This is a genomic window from Stutzerimonas decontaminans (genome assembly GCF_000661915.1).
GTDB lineage: Bacteria > Pseudomonadota > Gammaproteobacteria > Pseudomonadales > Pseudomonadaceae > Stutzerimonas > Stutzerimonas decontaminans.
Map to the genome: position 1 here is coordinate 2,925,557 of NZ_CP007509.1, position 17,645 is coordinate 2,943,201.

At 61.5% G+C, this 17,645-nt stretch carries 18 protein-coding genes and 1 pseudogene; 4 read left to right on the top strand and 15 right to left on the bottom strand.

The window, feature by feature from the left end:
* Window positions 1-24: 24 nt before the first annotated feature.
* From UIB01_RS13350 to UIB01_RS13375, 6 genes and pseudogenes are all read right to left on the bottom strand, one after another.
* Window positions 25-1,368, bottom strand: a pseudogene (locus UIB01_RS13350) (MFS transporter).
* Window positions 1,369-1,435: 67 nt separating this feature from the next.
* A complete protein-coding gene (locus UIB01_RS13355) occupies window positions 1,436-2,215 on the bottom strand; it encodes a 1,6-dihydroxycyclohexa-2,4-diene-1-carboxylate dehydrogenase (RefSeq protein WP_038661310.1) in 780 nt (259 codons plus the stop codon).
* A gap of 174 nt (window positions 2,216-2,389) precedes the next feature.
* Window positions 2,390-3,400, bottom strand: coding sequence for a benzoate 1,2-dioxygenase electron transfer component BenC (gene benC, locus UIB01_RS13360; protein ID WP_038661316.1), 1,011 nt, complete (start codon window positions 3,398-3,400; stop codon window positions 2,390-2,392).
* 10 nt (window positions 3,401-3,410) lie between these two features.
* Complete coding sequence (gene benB, locus UIB01_RS13365; RefSeq protein ID WP_038661318.1) at window positions 3,411-3,899, bottom strand: benzoate 1,2-dioxygenase small subunit; 489 nt, start codon at window positions 3,897-3,899, stop codon at window positions 3,411-3,413.
* Window positions 3,899-5,260, bottom strand: a complete 1,362-nt coding sequence (benA, locus tag UIB01_RS13370; RefSeq protein WP_038665758.1) for a benzoate 1,2-dioxygenase large subunit — start codon at window positions 5,258-5,260, stop codon at window positions 3,899-3,901. The genes benB and benA overlap by 1 nt, the downstream gene beginning before the upstream one ends.
* A 238-nt stretch (window positions 5,261-5,498) precedes the next feature.
* Window positions 5,499-6,452, bottom strand: a complete 954-nt coding sequence (locus UIB01_RS13375) for an AraC family transcriptional regulator (RefSeq protein ID WP_038661320.1) — start codon at window positions 6,450-6,452, stop codon at window positions 5,499-5,501.
* A 344-nt stretch (window positions 6,453-6,796) separates the two neighbouring features.
* Between UIB01_RS13375 and dusA the strand changes: the two genes are divergently transcribed.
* Complete coding sequence (gene dusA, locus UIB01_RS13380; RefSeq protein ID WP_256380611.1) at window positions 6,797-7,792, top strand: tRNA dihydrouridine(20/20a) synthase DusA; 996 nt, start codon at window positions 6,797-6,799, stop codon at window positions 7,790-7,792.
* A 132-nt stretch (window positions 7,793-7,924) separates the two neighbouring features.
* On the top strand, window positions 7,925-8,851 hold the full coding sequence (gene tal / locus UIB01_RS13385) for a transaldolase (RefSeq protein WP_038661324.1): 927 nt from the start codon (window positions 7,925-7,927) through the stop codon (window positions 8,849-8,851).
* Here tal and rssC read toward each other — a convergent pair whose 3' ends face one another.
* Window positions 8,852-9,334, bottom strand: coding sequence for an anti-sigma factor antagonist RssC (rssC, locus tag UIB01_RS13390; protein ID WP_038661325.1), 483 nt, complete (start codon window positions 9,332-9,334; stop codon window positions 8,852-8,854). It abuts the gene before it with no gap.
* Window positions 9,331-10,515, bottom strand: coding sequence for a two-component system response regulator RssB (gene rssB / locus UIB01_RS13395; RefSeq protein ID WP_014820050.1), 1,185 nt, complete (start codon window positions 10,513-10,515; stop codon window positions 9,331-9,333). Before rssB ends, rssC begins: the two co-directional genes overlap by 4 nt.
* 194 nt (window positions 10,516-10,709) lie before the next feature.
* Between rssB and UIB01_RS13400 the strand changes: the two genes are divergently transcribed.
* Complete coding sequence (locus UIB01_RS13400; protein ID WP_038661332.1) at window positions 10,710-11,009, top strand: PilZ domain-containing protein; 300 nt, start codon at window positions 10,710-10,712, stop codon at window positions 11,007-11,009.
* A 39-nt stretch (window positions 11,010-11,048) separates the two neighbouring features.
* On the opposite strand, the gene UIB01_RS13405 is transcribed toward UIB01_RS13400, so the two are convergent.
* Window positions 11,049-11,750 carry an MlaA family lipoprotein gene (locus UIB01_RS13405; RefSeq protein WP_038661335.1) on the bottom strand — a complete coding sequence of 234 codons (702 nt, stop codon included), beginning with the start codon at window positions 11,748-11,750 and terminating at the stop codon, window positions 11,049-11,051.
* A 225-nt stretch (window positions 11,751-11,975) separates the two neighbouring features.
* On the opposite strand from UIB01_RS13405, the gene UIB01_RS13410 reads away from it, so the two are divergent.
* The gene (locus UIB01_RS13410) at window positions 11,976-12,242 is read left to right on the top strand and encodes a DUF4404 family protein (protein WP_038661338.1); all 267 of its coding nucleotides are present in this window, start codon (window positions 11,976-11,978) and stop codon (window positions 12,240-12,242) included.
* 39 nt (window positions 12,243-12,281) lie between these two features.
* Here UIB01_RS13410 and queF read toward each other — a convergent pair whose 3' ends face one another.
* The 6 genes from queF to UIB01_RS13440 form a co-directional block, all read right to left on the bottom strand.
* Entirely contained in the window at window positions 12,282-13,112 is an 831-nt protein-coding gene (queF, locus tag UIB01_RS13415) for an NADPH-dependent 7-cyano-7-deazaguanine reductase QueF (RefSeq protein WP_038661341.1), read from the bottom strand.
* Window positions 13,113-13,203: 91 nt separating this feature from the next.
* Window positions 13,204-13,983, bottom strand: coding sequence for an ABC transporter permease (locus UIB01_RS13420; protein ID WP_038661344.1), 780 nt, complete (start codon window positions 13,981-13,983; stop codon window positions 13,204-13,206).
* The gene (locus UIB01_RS13425) at window positions 13,980-14,909 is read right to left on the bottom strand and encodes an ABC transporter ATP-binding protein (protein ID WP_038661348.1); all 930 of its coding nucleotides are present in this window, start codon (window positions 14,907-14,909) and stop codon (window positions 13,980-13,982) included. Before UIB01_RS13425 ends, UIB01_RS13420 begins: the two co-directional genes overlap by 4 nt.
* An 86-nt stretch (window positions 14,910-14,995) precedes the next feature.
* On the bottom strand, window positions 14,996-15,994 hold the full coding sequence (locus tag UIB01_RS13430) for a succinylglutamate desuccinylase (protein ID WP_038661351.1): 999 nt from the start codon (window positions 15,992-15,994) through the stop codon (window positions 14,996-14,998).
* Window positions 15,995-16,006: 12 nt separating this feature from the next.
* The gene (locus tag UIB01_RS13435; RefSeq protein WP_003282913.1) at window positions 16,007-16,288 is read right to left on the bottom strand and encodes a hypothetical protein; all 282 of its coding nucleotides are present in this window, start codon (window positions 16,286-16,288) and stop codon (window positions 16,007-16,009) included.
* A gap of 57 nt (window positions 16,289-16,345) precedes the next feature.
* Window positions 16,346-17,566, bottom strand: coding sequence for an aspartate aminotransferase family protein (locus UIB01_RS13440; RefSeq protein ID WP_038661354.1), 1,221 nt, complete (start codon window positions 17,564-17,566; stop codon window positions 16,346-16,348).
* Window positions 17,567-17,645: the final 79 nt, after the last annotated feature.

Sequence of the window (17,645 nt, forward strand, 5' to 3'; positions counted from 1 at the left end):
TTTTCCACGTTGCGAATGTCGGGTTCAAGCCTTCGCCGCCGACAGCACCACCGTGGCGGTGGCCGTGCTGCGGTTGCTGGAGACTGAGAAGATGGCCATGGCCACGGCGGCGATGACGCCCGGTACCGCGAACGCCATGAAGTTCAGTTGCAATGGCAGGTTGATGCCCAACAGCGCACCGCCCAGCAGCGGGCCGACGATGGCGCCGTTGCGGCCAATACCCGAAGCCCAGCCAAGACCGGTCGAGCGGATCGACAGGCCGTAGAACTGCGCGGCGGTTGCGTAAAGCAGGATCTGCGTGCCGATCACGGTGGCACCGGCGATGAAGATCAGGGTGTAGAGCACCGGCATCGGCGTCTTGAAGCCCAACAGGCTGATCGAGACCACCGACACCGCGAAGAACACCACCACCACCTTGGACAGGTTGTAGCGATCGCCCAGCCAGCCACCGAGAATCGCGCCAGCCATCCCGCCGAAGTTCAGCGCGAGCAGGAAGGACAGGCTGGAGCCCAGGCTATAACCGGCGTTCGCCATCAGCTTCGGCAGCCAGGAGCCCAGCGCGTAAACCATCAGCAGGCAGCAGAAGAACGCCAGCCACAGCGAGAAGGTGCGCACGCCACGGCCGTCGCGGAACAGCTCCATCACCGAGGCGCTCTTGCCCTTCACGTCGGTCATCACCAGCTCATCGGTGGCGCTCAGCTGGCGGCTCGGGTCGACCTTGTTGAGCAAGGCCCGCGCCTGATCAGCCTTGCCCTGACGAACCAGGAAGCCGACGGATTCCGGCAGGTACCAGAGAATCACCGGCAACAGCAGCAACGGCACGGCAGCGGCGAAGAACATCGTTTCCCAGCCGAAGCGCGGCAGCACGAAGATTCCCAGGCCAGCCGACAACATGCCACCCAGCGAATAGCCGCTGAACATCAGGGCCACCAGTGTGCTGCGCAGTTTCTTGGGCGCGTACTCGTTCATCAGCGCCACCACGTTGGGCATCAAGCCGCCGCAGCCGAGACCGGCGAGAAAGCGGAAGATGCCGAACTCGGTCGGTGTACTGGCGAAGCCGTTGAGCACCGTGGCGCCGCTGAACAGCACGAAGCAGATGGCGATGCCTTTCTTGCGGCCGATGCGGTCGGCCAGGGTGCCGAACACCAGAGCACCGAACATCATGCCGAACAGCGCGTAGCTGCCCAGCGCACCGGCCTCCAGCGGGCTCAACCCCCACTACTTCATGATCACCGGCAGGACCACGCCGTAAATGAACAGGTCGTAGCCGTCGAAGATCAGCAGCAGCGCACACAGGCACACGACCAGCCAGTGAAACCTGCTGAAGCGGGCGTTATCGATGATCTCGTGAACATCTACTTTTCGCATGGCAAGACTCTCTATTGTTTTTGTTAGTCGTTAATTGCGTGCTGGCCGCATTTGGCGGCGGGTCGGTTCAACCCAGGTCGCCACCCCCTACGGGCAGGGTCATTCCGGTGATGTAGGAGGCGTCATCCGAGGCCAGGAAGAGGATCGCCCCGGCCTGTTCGTCAATGCTTCCGTAGCGCTTCATCAAGGTTGAATCGACGGTCTGATCGACGATCTGCTGGTACCAGATCTTTTCCTGTTCGCTCTGCTCCGCGGCGTTGCGCGGGATGCGCCGCGGTGGCGCTTCGGTGCCCCCTGGTGCGGTGGCATTGATGCGGATGCCGCGCTGGGCGTTCTCGAACGCCAGGCAGGCGGTCAGTGCGTTGACGCCACCCTTGGCCGCGCCGTAGGGCACGCGATTCACGCTGCGCGTGGCAATAGAGGACACGTTGACGATGGCGCCGGCGCCCTGCTCCAGCATGTGTGGCAGCGCGGCGTGGCAGCACCACAGCGTGGGGAAGAGCGAACGGCGCACTTCGGCCTCGATCTCGTGTTCCTGATAGTGCTCGAACGGCTTGGCCCAGATGGTGCCGCCGACGTTGTTAATAAGGATGTCGAGGCGGCCGATGTGCGCTTTCGCGGCTTCCATGACGCGATGGCAGTCGGCGAACTGCTCGAGATCGGCAGTCAGGGTGAGCACCTCGACGCCCTTGGCGCCCAGTTCATCCGCCAGCTCGTGGACCAGTTCGGAGCGATCGACCAGAATCAGCCGGCCACCCTCTTCGCCCATGCGTTCGGCCACACGCCGCCCGATGCCCTGGGCGGCGCCGGTGATAACGGCGACTTTGTTTTCGAAACGTGTGTTCATCTACCCAACCTCCATCTGATCGAAGCCAGCACACCCAATCCTTGTAGGCGCGAGAGGGGCGCTCAGCCATTGCTCGCGAAGCTTTTCGGTGCGGTGAGCCAAGCGTCCTGTGGCGTGCCAAACCCTTTTTTCGCGGGCAAGCCCGCTCCTACAAGGCCGTGCAGTGCTCTGCCCTCAGGCGCTGGCGGCGAACTTCTCGTAGTAGAAGTTCGCCGGCTCCAGCCCCTGCTCACGAATGAACTGGCTGACCGCCTCGACCATCGGAGGCGGGCCGCAGAGGTAGATGTCCACTTCACCGTCGTTGAGGTGCCTGGGCTCGATGTGCTGGGTCACGTAGCCCTTCTGCGGATAGGCGCTGTCCGGGCTGGCGACGCAGGCGCTGTAGGTGAAGTTGGGGATGCGCGCGGCGAAGGCCTCGAGCTTGTCCATCTCCACCAGGTCGTGGTCGTGAGTGACGCCGTAGATCAGGTGCAGCGGGTGCTCGCTGCCCTGCTCGGCGATCTTCTCCAGCATCGCGGTGAAGGGCGCGAGGCCGGTGCCGCCGGCCAGCAACAGCAGCGGCCGCTTAATCTCGCGCAGATAGAAGGCGCCGAGCGGCCCGGCCAGATTGACGCTGTCGCCGGCCTTGGCGAGGTTGGTCAGAAAGCTGCTCATCAAGCCGCCCGGCACGTTGCGGATCAGGAAGCTGACTTCGCCATCCTTCTGCAGCGAGCTGAAGGAATAGGCGCGGGTCTGGTCGCTGCCAGGCACCTGCAGGTTCACGTACTGCCCGGGCAGGAACGCCAGCTGATTCAGTGACTCGCCCTTGATCGACAGTGCAATGGTGCTCTCGGACAGCTGGCGCACATTACTGATGGCGGCCTGGTAGTTGGCCTGCTGGGTCTTGCAGATGTCCGAGGCGGCCGGCACGCGAATCACGCAGTCGCTTTCGGCGCGCATCTGGCAGGTCAGTACGTAGCCCTGCTCGGCTTCGGCTTCGCTCAGCGCGTCCTCGATATATTCCTCGCCGAGGTCGTAGCGACCGCTTTCGGCGAAGCACTTGCAGGCTCCGCAGGCACCGTCCCGGCAATCCAGCGGGACGTTGATGCCTTGGCGGTAGGCGGCATCAGCGACGGTTTCGCCTAAGTTGGCGTCGATGAAACGGGTGACGCCGTCTTCGAAGTTCAATGCGATCTTGTGAGTCATGGCGGCGCCCTCAGATGTGGTACACGTCGATCATCTGGCGGATGTAGTCGTTCTTCAGCACAACCTTCTTGGCCTTGATCAGCGGGTTCCCGCCGCGCGTGTCGAGGGTGTAGAAGCTCGTGCCGTAGAAGTGGTCGACCGTCTTGTAGCGAAAGCTCATCGTGTGCCAGTTGAAGCGCAGCTTGCAGACGCCGTCGGCCTGCTCGAGCAACTCGAGGTTGCTGATGTTGTGGCTCGTCCGGGTGTCCGGAATGGTTGCGCTGGAGCGCTCGGTGCGGATGCGGAACACACGGTCTTCCAGGCCACTGCGGTTGCCGTACCAGATCAATGAAATTTCGCTCATCGGGTCCTGGGTCAGCTGGTCGCGGTCATCCCAGGCGGGCATCCAGAAGGTGGCGTCTGGCGCGTACAGTTCGAGCCAGGCGTCCCAGTCCTTGTCATCCAGGTAGCGCGCTTCGCGGTAGAGGAAGTCACGCGCGGTGTCGTAGGAAAGCGTCATCACGCGCCCTCCACGTGGATCAGCTGGTCCTGCTCTTGCTGCACCGCCTTGATCATCTGCTGCTGCCAATAGTGGTGTTGCAGTACGAACAAGCCTTCATCCTCGGTGCGCACGCCGCTCATCAGCGGATGCAGATCGATCTCCTGCGCGCCCTCGTCCGCGCCGTCGATCCAGTGCTTGGCCCCGCGGGACATGTCGTTCCATTCCATCGCCCTACCGGCAAAGCCCTGCTGGCAGGCGCGGAACTCTTCGAGGTCATCCGGCGTGGCCATACCGCTGACGTTGAAGAAGTCTTCGTACTGGCGGATGCGGCGGGCGCGGGCTTCGGCGCTCTCGCCCTTGGGTGCGATGCAGTAGATGGTGACTTCGGTCTTGTCGACGGAGATCGGCTTGGCGATGCGCAGCTGCGAGCCGAACTGGTCCATCAGATACAGGTTCGGGTAGAGGCACAGGTTGCGCGAATTCTCGATCATCCAGTCGGTGCGGGCCTGGCCGAACTCGGCGATCATCTCCTCGCGACGGGCGTACAGCGGGCGGTCTTCCGGGTTGTCCCAGCGGGTCCAGAGAAGCAGGTGACCGTTCTCGAACGAGTAGAAACCACCGCCCTTCTTGCCCCAGCCACCGGCGCTCATCGCGCGGATGTCGTCGCCCGCTTCCTTCAACTTACGTTGCTGTTGAGTAGCGGCGTAGTTCCAGTGCACGGCGGTGACGTGGTAGCCGTCCGCACCGTTTTCGGCCTGCAGCTTCCAGTTGCCTTCGTAGACATAGGTGGACGAGCCGCGCAGGACTTCGATGCCATCGGGCGACTGGTCGACCACCATGTCGATGATCTTCTTCGACTCGCCGAGGAAGTCCTCCAGTGGCGCGACGTCGTCACGCAAGCTGCCGAACAGGAAGCCGCGGTAGGACTCGAAGCGCGCAACCTTCTTCAGGTCGTGGGAGCCGTCGCAGTTGAAGCTGTCCGGGTAGCCGGCTTCCTTGGGGTCCTTGACCTTCAGCAGCTTGCCGGAGTTGTTGAAGGTCCAGCCATGAAATGGGCAGGTATAGGTCGCCTTGTTGCCGCTTTTGAAGCGGCACAGCATGGCGCCGCGATGGCTGCAGGCGTTGATGAAGGCGTTAAGTTCGCCATCCTTGTTGCGGGCGATGAAGATCGGCTGACGACCCATCTGGGTGGTGTAGTAGTCGTTCTTCTCGGGAATCTGGCTCTCATGGGCGAGGTACAGCCAGTTGCCCTCGAAGATGTGCTTCATCTCCAGATCGAACAACCGCAGGTCGGTGAACATCTCGCGCTTGCAGCGAAAGACGCCCTTCTCTTTATCTTCTTCTAGCAGCGAATCAAGGTAGTCGAATCCCAGGGACATGGCCGGGGCCTCCATTGTTATTGTTTCCACGTGATGAAGGCTACGGCGCGGGAGGCGGCATCAATATCCGTTTTCTGCAGGACCTCTATCCGTTTTCTGCAAAGCGCAAGCGGACAGATTGACGCAGGCGCGCAGGACGCCGCCCGCGCGTCACGCGAGGGTGACGAGCAGCGAATGCGCAGTGGCAAGAAAGGAAAAAAGAGCCGCTTCCGTCGGACCGGCAGCGACTCAAGGGGACTCAGTGATGGCGGCGCAACGTATCCGAGGGCAGCTCGCCGAAGGTGCTCTTGTAGCTTTCCGAGAAACGCCCCAGATGCATGAAGCCATAGTCCATGGCGATCTCGGTGATATTGCGCACCTTGGCCGAAGGATCACTCAGCCGGCCATGGATCTGCTCCAGCTTGCGCTGACGGATGTACGACTTCGGCGTGGTGCCGACCTTGCGCTCGAACAGCAGATAGAGCGAGCGCAGGCTCATGTTGGCCAGATCGGCCAACTGCTCGACAGATATGTCCCGCTTAAGATGCTCATCTATATAGTCGGCAATCCGCCCGAAGGACGGGCAACTGTCGCCAAACGGATCGCGGCGGATGTTGCTGGCCAAACTGCAGAGCAGCTTGCTGGCGATTATGCGGCTGTACTGTTCCTGAATCTGCGGAATGCTCTGCTCGGACCCCGCCTCTTGGCAGATCAACCCAAGCAGGCTGCCAAATCCGTCGAGTTCGCTGAGTGCGTACCGGTTGCTTCCGAAGCGGATCCCCTCGGCCGGGGCCTGCCACTGGTTTTCGCTACAGGCCTTCTCCAGAAAGGAGGCCGGCAGTTTGACGATGAGTTTCTCGCAGTCTTCCGAATAGGTCAGATCGACCGGGTCGTCCGGATTGATCAGCAGCAGCTCTCCGGGGGTGAAATAGTGCTCCTGGCCCCGGCCGCGCCAAAGGCAATGACCGCGCTGTAGCAGCTGCAGGTGATAGATGGTTTCCAGCGCCGGTGAGGTGACATGAACGCTGCCGCCATAACTGATCTGGCACAGGTCAAGCTTGCCGAACTTGCAATGACTAAGACTGGCTTGCGGGCTACCGGTGCGCGGCAGCTGGATGCAGTGCGCCCCCACGTGCTGATTGACGTAGTCCGAAACGGCATGCGGATCAGCATGCTCGAAGATCCTGCTTTTTTCGTTCAGCAGTCGTTCCATCACCAGGCACTCGCATTGTTCTTATAGTCGGCCGGACCATCGTCAAGGATGCCGGCGGCGATTCCCGTCACGCCCCATGCATGCTCAGGCTTGATCTGCGTCAAGACTATCGCTTCGTTCGAGCATAGGAGATTCGACCAACGAACGACACCCCCGTCGTTCGGTGACCGCACGGTTTTTGAGTGGCCCGCAAACGGGCGCCGACAAAACGGAGTCACCGTTGATCCGGACTGAATGCCTGCTTACTAGCGATCACTGGCCCATGCGCGCCGTCCTGTATAATCCCGCCCCCGTTCACCGCTCGCGTGCGCCTGCACCGACTCGACAAGTTATCCGGCCCGATAGTGCAAAGTCCCCGTTCGAATCAGTCTGTTGCAAGTAGAAAGTTCTCCGTCGCACCCATGATGGACTGGACTGATAGGCACTGTAGGTACTTCCTGCGCCAGCTTTCGCAACACGCGTTGCTCTACACCGAGATGGTCACCACCGGCGCGCTGCTGCATGGCGATGCGCAGCGGTTTCTGCGGTATGACGAGACTGAGCGCCCACTGGCACTGCAGCTCGGCGGCAGTGTGCCGGCGGAGCTGGCCGAGTGCGCGAAGCTCGCCGAAGCCGCGGGTTATGACGAGGTGAACCTCAACGTCGGCTGCCCCAGTGATCGGGTGCAAAACAACATGATCGGCGCCTGCCTGATGGGGCATCCGTCACTGGTGGCCGATTGTGTCAAGGCCATGCGCGATGCAGTGGATATTGAGGTCACAGTCAAGCATCGCATCGGTATCAATGGGCGCGACAGCTATGCCGAGCTGTGCGATTTCGTCGGTCAGGTACGCGACGCTGGATGCCGCAGTTTCACCGTGCACGCACGCATCGCCATCCTCGAAGGTCTGTCACCGAAGCAGAACCGCGAAGTGCCGCCATTGCGTTACGACATCGCCGCACAGCTGAAACAGGACTTCCCGGACCTCGAGATCATCCTCAACGGCGGTATCAAGACGCTGGACGAGTGTCGCGCGCACCTGCAAACCTTCGATGGCGTCATGCTGGGTCGCGAGGCCTACCACAACCCCTATCTGCTGGCCCGCGTCGATCAGGAGCTGTTCGGTAGCGAAGCGCCGGTAATCAGCCGGGCACAGGCATTGCGCAACATGCGGCCTTACATCGAGCAGCACCTGAGCGAAGGTGGCGCGATGCATCACATCACCCGCCATGTGCTCGGACTAGGCCAGGGTTTTCCCGGCGCGCGGCGCTTTCGCCAGCTGCTTTCAGTGGACATACACAAGACGCGCGATCCTCTGGCGCTGCTCGATCAGGCGGTGGCGCTGCTCGAAGGCCGTTGACGGTTCCATGCGCAAGGAACGCAGCCCCGGCATTTCGATCAAAGGCCAGGCGCATCCGGGTCCACCCGCTCGTTGAGCGGGCTGACTGGCTCGGGTAAGGTCATGCCACTCACAGGACGGAGCCCCTCTTACATGACTTCCAAGCTGGAACAACTCAAGCAGTTCACCACCGTCGTCGCCGATACAGGCGACATCGACGCCATCGCTCGCCTGAAACCGGTCGATGCTACGACCAATCCTTCACTGCTGCTCAAGGCAGCGGCCATGCCGCGTTATGCCGATGACCTGGCGAACGCGATGAAGCAGTGCCAAGGCGACATCGGCCTGGCGTGCGACCTGTTCGCCGTCGCGGTAGGCAAGCAGATTCTGGAACTGATCCCCGGACGCATCTCCACCGAGGTCGACGCGCGGCTGTCGTTCGACAGCCAGGCCATGGTTCAGCGCGGCGAGCGCCTGATCGGTCTTTACGAGCAGGCCGGCATCAGCCGCGAGCGCGTGCTGATCAAAATCGCCTCGACCTGGGAAGGTATCCGGGCAGCGGAACAACTGGAGAAAGCCGGCATCCAGACCAACCTGACCCTGCTTTTCTCCTTCACCCAGGCCGTGGCGTGCGCAGAGGCCGGCGTCTTCCTGATCTCGCCGTTCGTTGGCCGCATCTATGACTGGTACAAGAAGCACGAAGGTCGTGATTACCAGGGCGCGGAAGATCCGGGCGTGCAATCGGTCAGCCGCATCTACGACTACTACAAGGCACACGGGTACAAGACAGTGGTTATGGGCGCGAGCTTCCGCAATGTCGGACAAATCGAGGCACTTGCTGGTTGCGACCGGCTGACCATCAGCCCGGAACTGCTCGGCGACCTGGCCGCAGCCAGCGGCACGCTGGAACGCAAACTGGAGCCCGGTCGCGAATCAGAGGCGCGTATCAGCCTGGATGAGAAGAGTTTCCGCTGGGGCCTGAACGAGGACGCGATGGCGACCGAAAAGCTCGCCGAAGGCATCCGTCAGTTCGCGCGGGATCAGGAGAAACTCGAAGCCCTGCTGGCCAAGCTGGCCTGATCAGGACCGCTCCAATGCGGTGACGAGGTCATGGAAGGCCTCGCGGTTGGACTCGTTCAGGCTCATCAGGATGCGATGAGCCTCGAGCACCTTGGCCTTCACGATCTCCTCTGACTGGTCCTGCGATGGCAAATCAGCCAGACACTCGGGGCAAGGCAACGGTGTATCAACGATATTGAATACCTGATCGAAACCCATTGATTGCAGCAGGCGGGTAATGTCCGGGTGCGTCGTGACCAGAGTCGGCAACATGCCGACCTTCTGCCGCGACAGGATCGACAGCTTGGCCAGCAGACCTAGCGTGGTGCTGTCGATACTGCGGCTCTCGGTCAGATCGATGACGATGGACGAAAAATTGCGCGACGAGAAGATCTTCTCAATCGTTGCATCCAGCGCCGAGCAAAGCGTCAGACGGATCTCACCAATGAACTTCAGAACAAAGGTGCCATCCATTTCGGCGAACTGGATTCTACCAGTACTCATGCAAGGTTCCTGCTCAACACCAGCAAGGCGATATCGTCGGGCATGTCAGCCAGCTCGGCCAACCCGAAGACTCGACGTAATCCATCCAGCGTGCCACCGGCATCGGTAATCAGACCGGGCAGCGCGGACTCTTTTTCTTTGAGTGTGTCGCCGGGCAAAAGGTCCAGAATGCCGTCGGAGAGCAAGGTCAAGCTGAAGGTCTCGGGCAGCTTCAGCTCGAAATTCTGATAGGTCGCCTCGACGAACAACCCGACCGGCAACCCGCGCCCTTCGAGATAGTGCGCGCCCTCTCCCGTGTACAGCACCGGCATAGGCAGATGACCGCCAATGCTGTAGTGCAGCACGTCATGCTCCTGATCGATAACGCCGCCCAGCATGGTCACGTGCTTGCCCAGCTTGCAATTGATCAGCCCGCGGTTGATGTGATCTAGCACTTCCGACGGTTTGAACTCGCGCAGCGTGCCGCCACGGCGCGACTCGTACAGCAGTCGGGTCGTCATGAACTTGAGCAGCACGGTCACGAACGCCGAGGAGGCACCATGGCCGGAAACATCGGCCAGGTAGAAACCGATACGCCGCTCATCCACGCGGAAATAGTCGACGAAGTCACCGGACAGGTACAGCGATGGGATGATCTGGTGGGCGAAGTCGAAGCCATCGACGCTCCAGGGCGTCACCGGCAGCATGTTCATCTGCACTTGGCGACCGGCGTCCTGGTCTTCCTGCAACAGGTGCAGGCTGGCTTGCAGATCACGATTGGCCGTCTCGAGCTGTTCACGATAGCGGCGATTTTCCAGCCGCAAACGAGAACGGTCCAGCGCCCGGCGTACCGAATGCTCGAGCATCGCCAGGTCTTCGAGTGGCTTGATCAGGTAATCGGCGGCGCCCAGGCGCAACGCCTCTACCGCATCGCTCATCACGCCGGCACCGGAAACCACGATCACCGGGAGGTCGAGCTGGCGCTCGCTGATCTGCCGGATCAGCTCGAGGCCATCCATCTGCGGCATGCGCAGATCGCAGATCACCAGATCGGGCTGCTCCGACTCGAAGAGCTCCATGCCCTGCGGGCCATTGCCGGCCTGCAGGACACGAAAACCACTGTCATCCAGATAGGCAGCCAGACTGGCTCGAACCACATCGTCGTCATCTATGATCAGCAGCGTCGCGCTTGGTTTATGCATGTTCCTACCAGGCGGGGTCGCCAGGATGATTGGCGAAAACATTGGCCCCGCATGACGCCGGGCTTGGGTTCGATTCAAGGCGCAGACGGTACTCCCATACGATCGGCGTTTCAAGCCGACCGGCCGGCGCCTTTACAGGTCGAATTGAGGGGAGCTATAAGAATGCCGCGAGCCATATATAAAAGGTTGAAACCATGAGCCAGAAAGACCGCGATTACAGCGAAAAACGCGACTTCATTCGGATGCAGATCGAAACTGCCGTAGCACTGGAACATGGCGATACAAAACTGAGCGCCACTTGTATCGACCTCTCCAGCACGGGCATGCAGGTATTGACGAATGCTCAGCTACGCATGGGCGACAAGGTTCGCGTACTGATCCCGTCCGAACATAGCGAGCTCAAGGGGCTCGACGCGCAGACCGAAGTGGTGCGCGTCAGCCAGCTCGAAGACGGTCGGCAGAGCCTGGGGTTGGCCATCCTTTCGATGTCCTGACCCTGCTCGACAAATGGCCGCAGCAAGCGCGGCCATGTTTTAGAAGTCGTCTTCGACTTCGCCATCCTTGACCCGGAACTCGCGATTCTGCAGATAGGCGTTGCGCACGAAGATGTAGCGGTCACCCCGAATCATTTTCTCGGCAGACAGCAGACCGGCGCGGGTATCCACCAGATCGATTCCGCGCGTCACGTTACGGGTCGGCACGTGCTCCATATGCGGATAGGGCTCAAGAAACGAATCCGGCACGCGGCCGACGGCATCACGCACGGTACTCGGCCCCAGCAGCGGCAGCACGACGTACGGGCCACTCCCCAGCCCCCAGGCGCCGAGGGTCTGGCCAAAGTCTTCATCGTTCTTGTGCAGCCCCATGCGGGTCGCAACATCGAAGAAGCCGAACACACCAAAGGTGGTGTTGAACAGGATACGGCTGGTATCGATGCCGGCGTCGCGGACCTTGCCCTGCAACAGATCATTGGTCAGCACGATCACGTCACCAAGGTTGCTGAACACGTTACCGATGCCGTCTTCGACGAACTCTGGGGTCACCTTCTGGTAGCCCTTGGCCAGCGGTTTGAGGGTGTAGGTATCGACGGTGTCATTGAAACGGAATACCGCCCGGTTGACGCCTTCCCACGGATCTTCCTCAGCCGCCAGCGCAGGCGCCGCGCCAAGCATGGCGACCGTAGCGACGAAACCGGCCTTGAGCACGGCGATCCAGGCCGTAGCGATCTTGGGCATTGCTTTTTCTCCCTTGGTATTGGTGCATGCGGCGCACCGACGCAGACCGCGCAGTATAGAGTGATCGCCTGATTTTCGGCAGTCAGGCGGACACGCGGCCTGCGTGCTACAGAACTCGTCCTCGCTCCTTCCCGCAAAGGCACAGACAAGCTCCAGCCGCTGGTTTAACCTTCGGCTATCGAGGTTATTACCACGTCGCTCGTAAACCCATGAGAGGGAAGCAAAATGCCGGAACATGATCTGCAGTCGCAGCTCGAAGAACTGCGTAATCAACTGGCCCAGGACACGCCGCTGACCGACGAGGAACGGGCTTCGCTCCACGCGATCGCCCAGGATATCGAGGCTCGCCTGGCGGCTCAGGGCACCAGCGACTACAACGACTCCCTGGTAGACGGCGTCAACCTGGCGGTAGAACGTTTCGAAGTCAGCCATCCGAACATGGCCATGACGCTGCGCAACATCATGCAGACCCTGGCCAACATGGGCATCTGAAGCAGGCTCCGGGTCGCGCTGCCGACGCGACCCGTTGCGTCATTGACGGACCAGGCGGCGATTGTCCACGACAAGCGCCTCGGTGCTGCGATACGGATTGATATCCAACCCGCCGCGACGCACATAGCGCGCATAGACCGTCAGTTTCTCCGGCTGCAGCAGACGCTGCAGATCGAGAAAGATGCGCTCCACGCACTGCTCGTGAAAATCGGCATGCTGACGGAAACTTACGAGATAGGCCAACAGGCTCTCCGCCTGTAGCGCCGCGCCGCGGTACTCGACGACTACGCTGCCCCAGTCCGGCTGGCCCGTTACCGGGCAATTGGACTTGAGCAGGTGACTATGCAGCAACTCCTCGACCACACGGCCGGTATCGCAGGTCAACAGCTCGGGCTGCGGATGGTCGTAATGCTCGATGGTCACATCCAGATCGTCAATGCAACGACCCGGTAGCACCGCGACACCTTCTGCTGTGACCTCATCCAGGGTGCGCAAGCGCACCTTCACCGGCTTGCCAGCGACAGCGGAAAGATCGCGGCTCATCACTTCGACCAGCGCTTCTCGCGACTCGAACACCGACTGGTTCAGCGAGTTCAGATAGAGCTTGAACGACTTCGATTCGATAATGTTCGGCGAATCCGCCGGAATCTCGAATTCGCCGATCGCCACAACCGGCTTGCCGGAAGGCAGCAGCCAGGACAGCTCGTAGCAATTCCACAGATCCACGCCCTGATACGGCAGCGTCTCGGCCGTGAGGCCAAGTTCGGCCCACTTCGGCGCACGCGGGATCGGGAACAGCAGATGGGGGCTATAGGTTGCAACGTAGGCGCTGGATTTGCCCAGAGGGGAATGTTCGGCGGGATGCTGCATGGGAAGAGAACCTGAACGAAAACGCCGCGAAGTTTAGCGCTTCGCGGCGTTCTTTTCAGCGACATCGGCGCGGCGGCCGAACGGAGCACGTCTACTGGCGCATGCCCCGGCCGCTCTTGAGCAGGCCAACCGACACCAGATAGAGCGCGATCACTGCCACCAGCATGAAGCTGATCGCCACGCCGATGCGGATATCGGAGACCCCGAGAATGCCGTAACGGAAGGCGTTGACCATGTGCAGCACCGGGTTGGCCAGCGATAGCGTCTGCCAGAACGGCGACAGCAGGTTGATCGAGTAGAACACTCCGCCCAGGTAGGTCAGCGGCGTCAGCACAAAGGTCGGGATGATCGAGATATCGTCGAAATTGCGCGCAAACACCGCGTTGATGAAGCCCCCCAGGGCGAAGATACTCGCCGTCAGGGTGATCACCAACACCGTCACGCCCAGGTGATGCACCTGCAAATCGGTGAAGAACATCGACAACAGCGTGACGATCACCGCCACCGCCAGCCCGCGGGTGATACCACCCAGGGCAAAACCGATGACGATCACATGCGGCGATACCGGTGAGACCAGCAGTTCCTCGATGGAGCGCTGGAACTTGGTGCTGAAAAAGCTCGACACGACGTTGCTGTACGAGTTGGTGATCACCGACATCATGATCAGCCCCGGCACGATGTAATCCATGTAGCTGAAGCCGCCCATATCGCCGATGCGAGCGCCAATCAAGCTACCGAAGATGACAAAGTACAGCACCATGGTGATCGCCGGGGGGAGCAGCGTCTGCGGCCAGATGCGTGTGTAACGACGGATCTCGCGCTGGACGATGGTCTGCAGCGCGATGAGGTTGGGATGTAGCTCGCCGCTCATGACTTCACCTTCAGGTTGTTCTCCACCAGCGACACGAACAGCTCCTCCAGTCGGTTGGTCTTGTTGCGCAGGCTCAGCACCTCGATGCCCTGGGCACCGAGCAGGCGGAACAGCTCGGTGACACCCTGGCTCTTCTCCACCTGCACTTCGAGGGTGTGATGATCGATCAGCCGCGACGGATAGCTGCCCAGCTCAGGCGCCACCAGTTGCGACTCCTTAAGATCGAGCAGAAAGGTTTCCACGTGCAGCTGCTTGAGCAGCTCGCGCATGCTGGTGTTCTTGACGATCTGGCCGTGGTCGATGATGCCGATGTTGCGGCACAGCTGCTCGGCCTCTTCCAGGTAGTGCGTGGTGAGGATGATGGTGATCCCCTCGCGGTTGAGCTCGGTGAGGAACGACCACATCGAGCGGCGCAGCTCGATATCCACACCTGCGGTTGGCTCGTCAAGAATCAAAAGGCGCGGCTGATGGATCAGCGCACGGGCAATCATCAGACGACGCTTCATGCCGCCGGAGAGCATGCGCGAGGACACGTCACGCTTATCCCACAGGCCCAGCTGGTTGAGGTAGCGCTCCGCGCGCTCCTTGGCGATCTTCGCCGGAATGCCGTAGTAACCGGCCTGGGTGACCAGGATATCGAAGGCCTTCTCGAACTGGTTGAAGTTGAATTCCTGCGGCACCACGCCCAGGCAGCGCTTGAGCCCGGACGGGTCGCGATCCAGGTCATGGCCGAACACGTTGACCGTGCCGCCGCTCTTGTTCACCAGGGTGGAAAGAATGCCGATGGTGGTGGACTTGCCGGCGCCATTGGGGCCGAGCAGCGCGAAGAAGTCGCCTTCGGCGACATCGAGATCGATGCCCTTGAGGGCCTGGAAGCCGTTGCCGTAGGTCTTGGTCAACTGCCGGATGGACAGAGCAGTACTCATAAGAAGGTGCACACAACGCGAAGGGAATGGAGGTAGATATGGGCATCGCTAGCCGATTGCAACCGCACATTTGCGCTGCGAATGCTTCACTGCTTCGGTTCGAATTCGTCCAGCGGCACCACGATCAGCGCCGCGCGTTGCCCTTCGGCGACTTCAGGCATGGGAAACAGAATGCGCGCACCCGGCTCGTCGACCACCCAGCGCATACCATCATCCTCGGCCAGCAAACTGCCGAGCGGCAGTAGCGCGAAATTCTCAATATCGGCGGGCACGCACAAGCGAAACCGCGGGCTGCGCTTGATGACCTCGCGAGATATCTGCAGTAACTGCGGCGGCGCATTACTGGCGGTCGACGACTCGCGACCTTCGACCATCGAGATCAAACCGTGCTCGAACTGCAGCACCGCAGCCGGCAGGGATTCATCCTTGCCTTCGGCGAGCTCAACGGTAAACGCCTCGGCACCATGGAGCGTGGCGGTCATCGCGCTGAAGGTAGAACTGGCCTGGCGCTGCAGCAGCACGCCCTCGACTGCCAGACCTTGCAAGCGCGTCAAGGCTAGGGGCGCGACCTGCGTCCCCTCGCTCCAGGGGCAGATTGCAAACTGGGCAAGGCGCGACGGGCGCATCGCCGAATGCAGATCGTAATGAAGGCGCTGGCGGCCTGGCAGGCTGAAGAAGCCGCTGACCAATGCCTCAAGCTCTGCGGCGCGAATGGCTTCGCTGCCCCAGACATCCGCATGCTTGCCGAGGAACAGGCGATTCAGATCGTGCTCGACCTGCCGCACCATTCTGCGCATTGCTGCCGGATTGGCGAACAGCAACAACAGTCGCGCACGGGGCTGCACTTCGCCTCGCGCAAGCGCGCGGATCAGGCGATCCAGAACATGGATGGGAATGAGCTCATTGCCGTGTATGCCCGCCGACAGAAGCAGGTCAACGCCTTGATCCTGGCCGCTCGGCGGCGATACCAGCAGTGCACCGTCGGCCAGCCAGTGCAGCTTTACCCCTCGCGGGGTGAGCTGGACCTTCTCGCAGGGCTCGCGCCCGGCGAGGGTCAATTCCAGCAGCTTGCCAAGGGCGAGCATGCCGGGGAACCGTCAGTGGTTGCAGTCAGGACCGTGGACGTGCTCGTCGTCATCGGCCTCGACCGGCTCCATTTCCAGCTGCAGGCTGACCAGATTGGTGGCCAACGGGCGCAGCACCAGATTGGCGTACTCGGTGTCGCCATCCTCGACGTCCACGCCGATCATCAGCTGACCGTTGCCGACCTGCTGAATCCAGACCTCGCGGCCCTGCCAGATCACGGCGAAACGGGTGCAGGAAGTTTCCAGTTGGGTTCCGTCGACATCTTCCAGAACCAGTTGCAGGCTATCGCTCATTGAATTGCTCTCACTCGTAGAACGCGCAACGCTCGCAGCGCCGCGCATGGGAAATGATCAGGCCCGGGTCAGCGTCGCGATGGCGCGCTCGAAACGATCCAGCCCCTCGTCTATGTCAGCTTCGTCGATGACCAGGCTCGGCGCCAGGCGGACCACGTCCGGACCGGCCTGCAGCACCATGAGTGCCTCCTTCTCGGCAGCAGCGCAGAAGGCACCGGCCTTGCCCTTCCAGGCATCGCTCAGCACGCAGCCGATCAACAGGCCGCGGCCGCGGACCTGGCTGAATACGCCGTAGCGCTCACCGATCTGCATCAGGCGCGCCTTGAACCGCTCGTGCCGCGCCTTGACGCCTTCGAGCACCTCGGGCGTGTTGACGATATCCAGCACCGTCTCGGCCACCGCACAGGCCAGCGGGTTGCCGCCATAGGTGGTGCCGTGCGTGCCGACGCTCAGATGCGCGGCGATCTCGTTGGTGGTCAGCATCGCGCCAATAGGGAAGCCGCCGCCCAGACTCTTGGCGTTGGTCAGGATGTCGGGCGTGACGCCGTAGTGCATGTAGGCAAACAGCTCGCCGGTACGACCAAGGCCGGTCTGCACCTCATCGAAGATCAGCAGCGCGTTGTGCTCGTTGCATAGCTGGCGCGCGCCTTCCAGATAGGCCTGGTCGCCCGGCAGGATGCCGCTCTCGCCCTGGATCGGCTCCAGCACCACGGCGCAGGTCTTGTCGGAAATTGCAGCTTTCAGCGCCTCGAGATCGTTGTAAGGCACGTGAGTGATGCCCTCGATCTTCGGTCCAAAGCCGTCGGAATACTTCGACTGCCCGCCTACCGTAACGGTGAACAGGGTGCGGCCGTGGAAGCTGTTCAGCGCAGAAATGATCTCGAATTTCTGCGGGCCGTAGACATCATGGGCGTAACGACGGGCCAGCTTGAACGCCGCCTCGTTGGCTTCAGCGCCAGAATTGCAGAAGAACGCGCGGTCGGCGAAGGTCGCCGCCACCAGCTTCTTCGCCAAGCGCAGCGCCGGCTCGTTGGTATAGATGTTGGAGATGTGCCAGAGCTTGCCGGCCTGCTCGGTCAGTGCCGCCACCATGGCCGGATGCGCGTGACCCAACGCGTTGACCGCAATGCCGCCGGCGAAGTCCACCAGTTCTCGACCGCTCTGATCCCATACTCGCGAGCCCAGGCCACGTACCGGCACGAAGGCCGCGGGGGCGAAGGTGGGAACAATGACCTGGTCGAAATCGGCGCGTTCTACCGGGGTGTGCGGGGCGGACATCGGGGCTCTCCTGCGAGGCGACACGGAATGAGAAATGAAAACGCCCCGCCATCGGCGGGGCGTCACTCGCGCAGTGTAA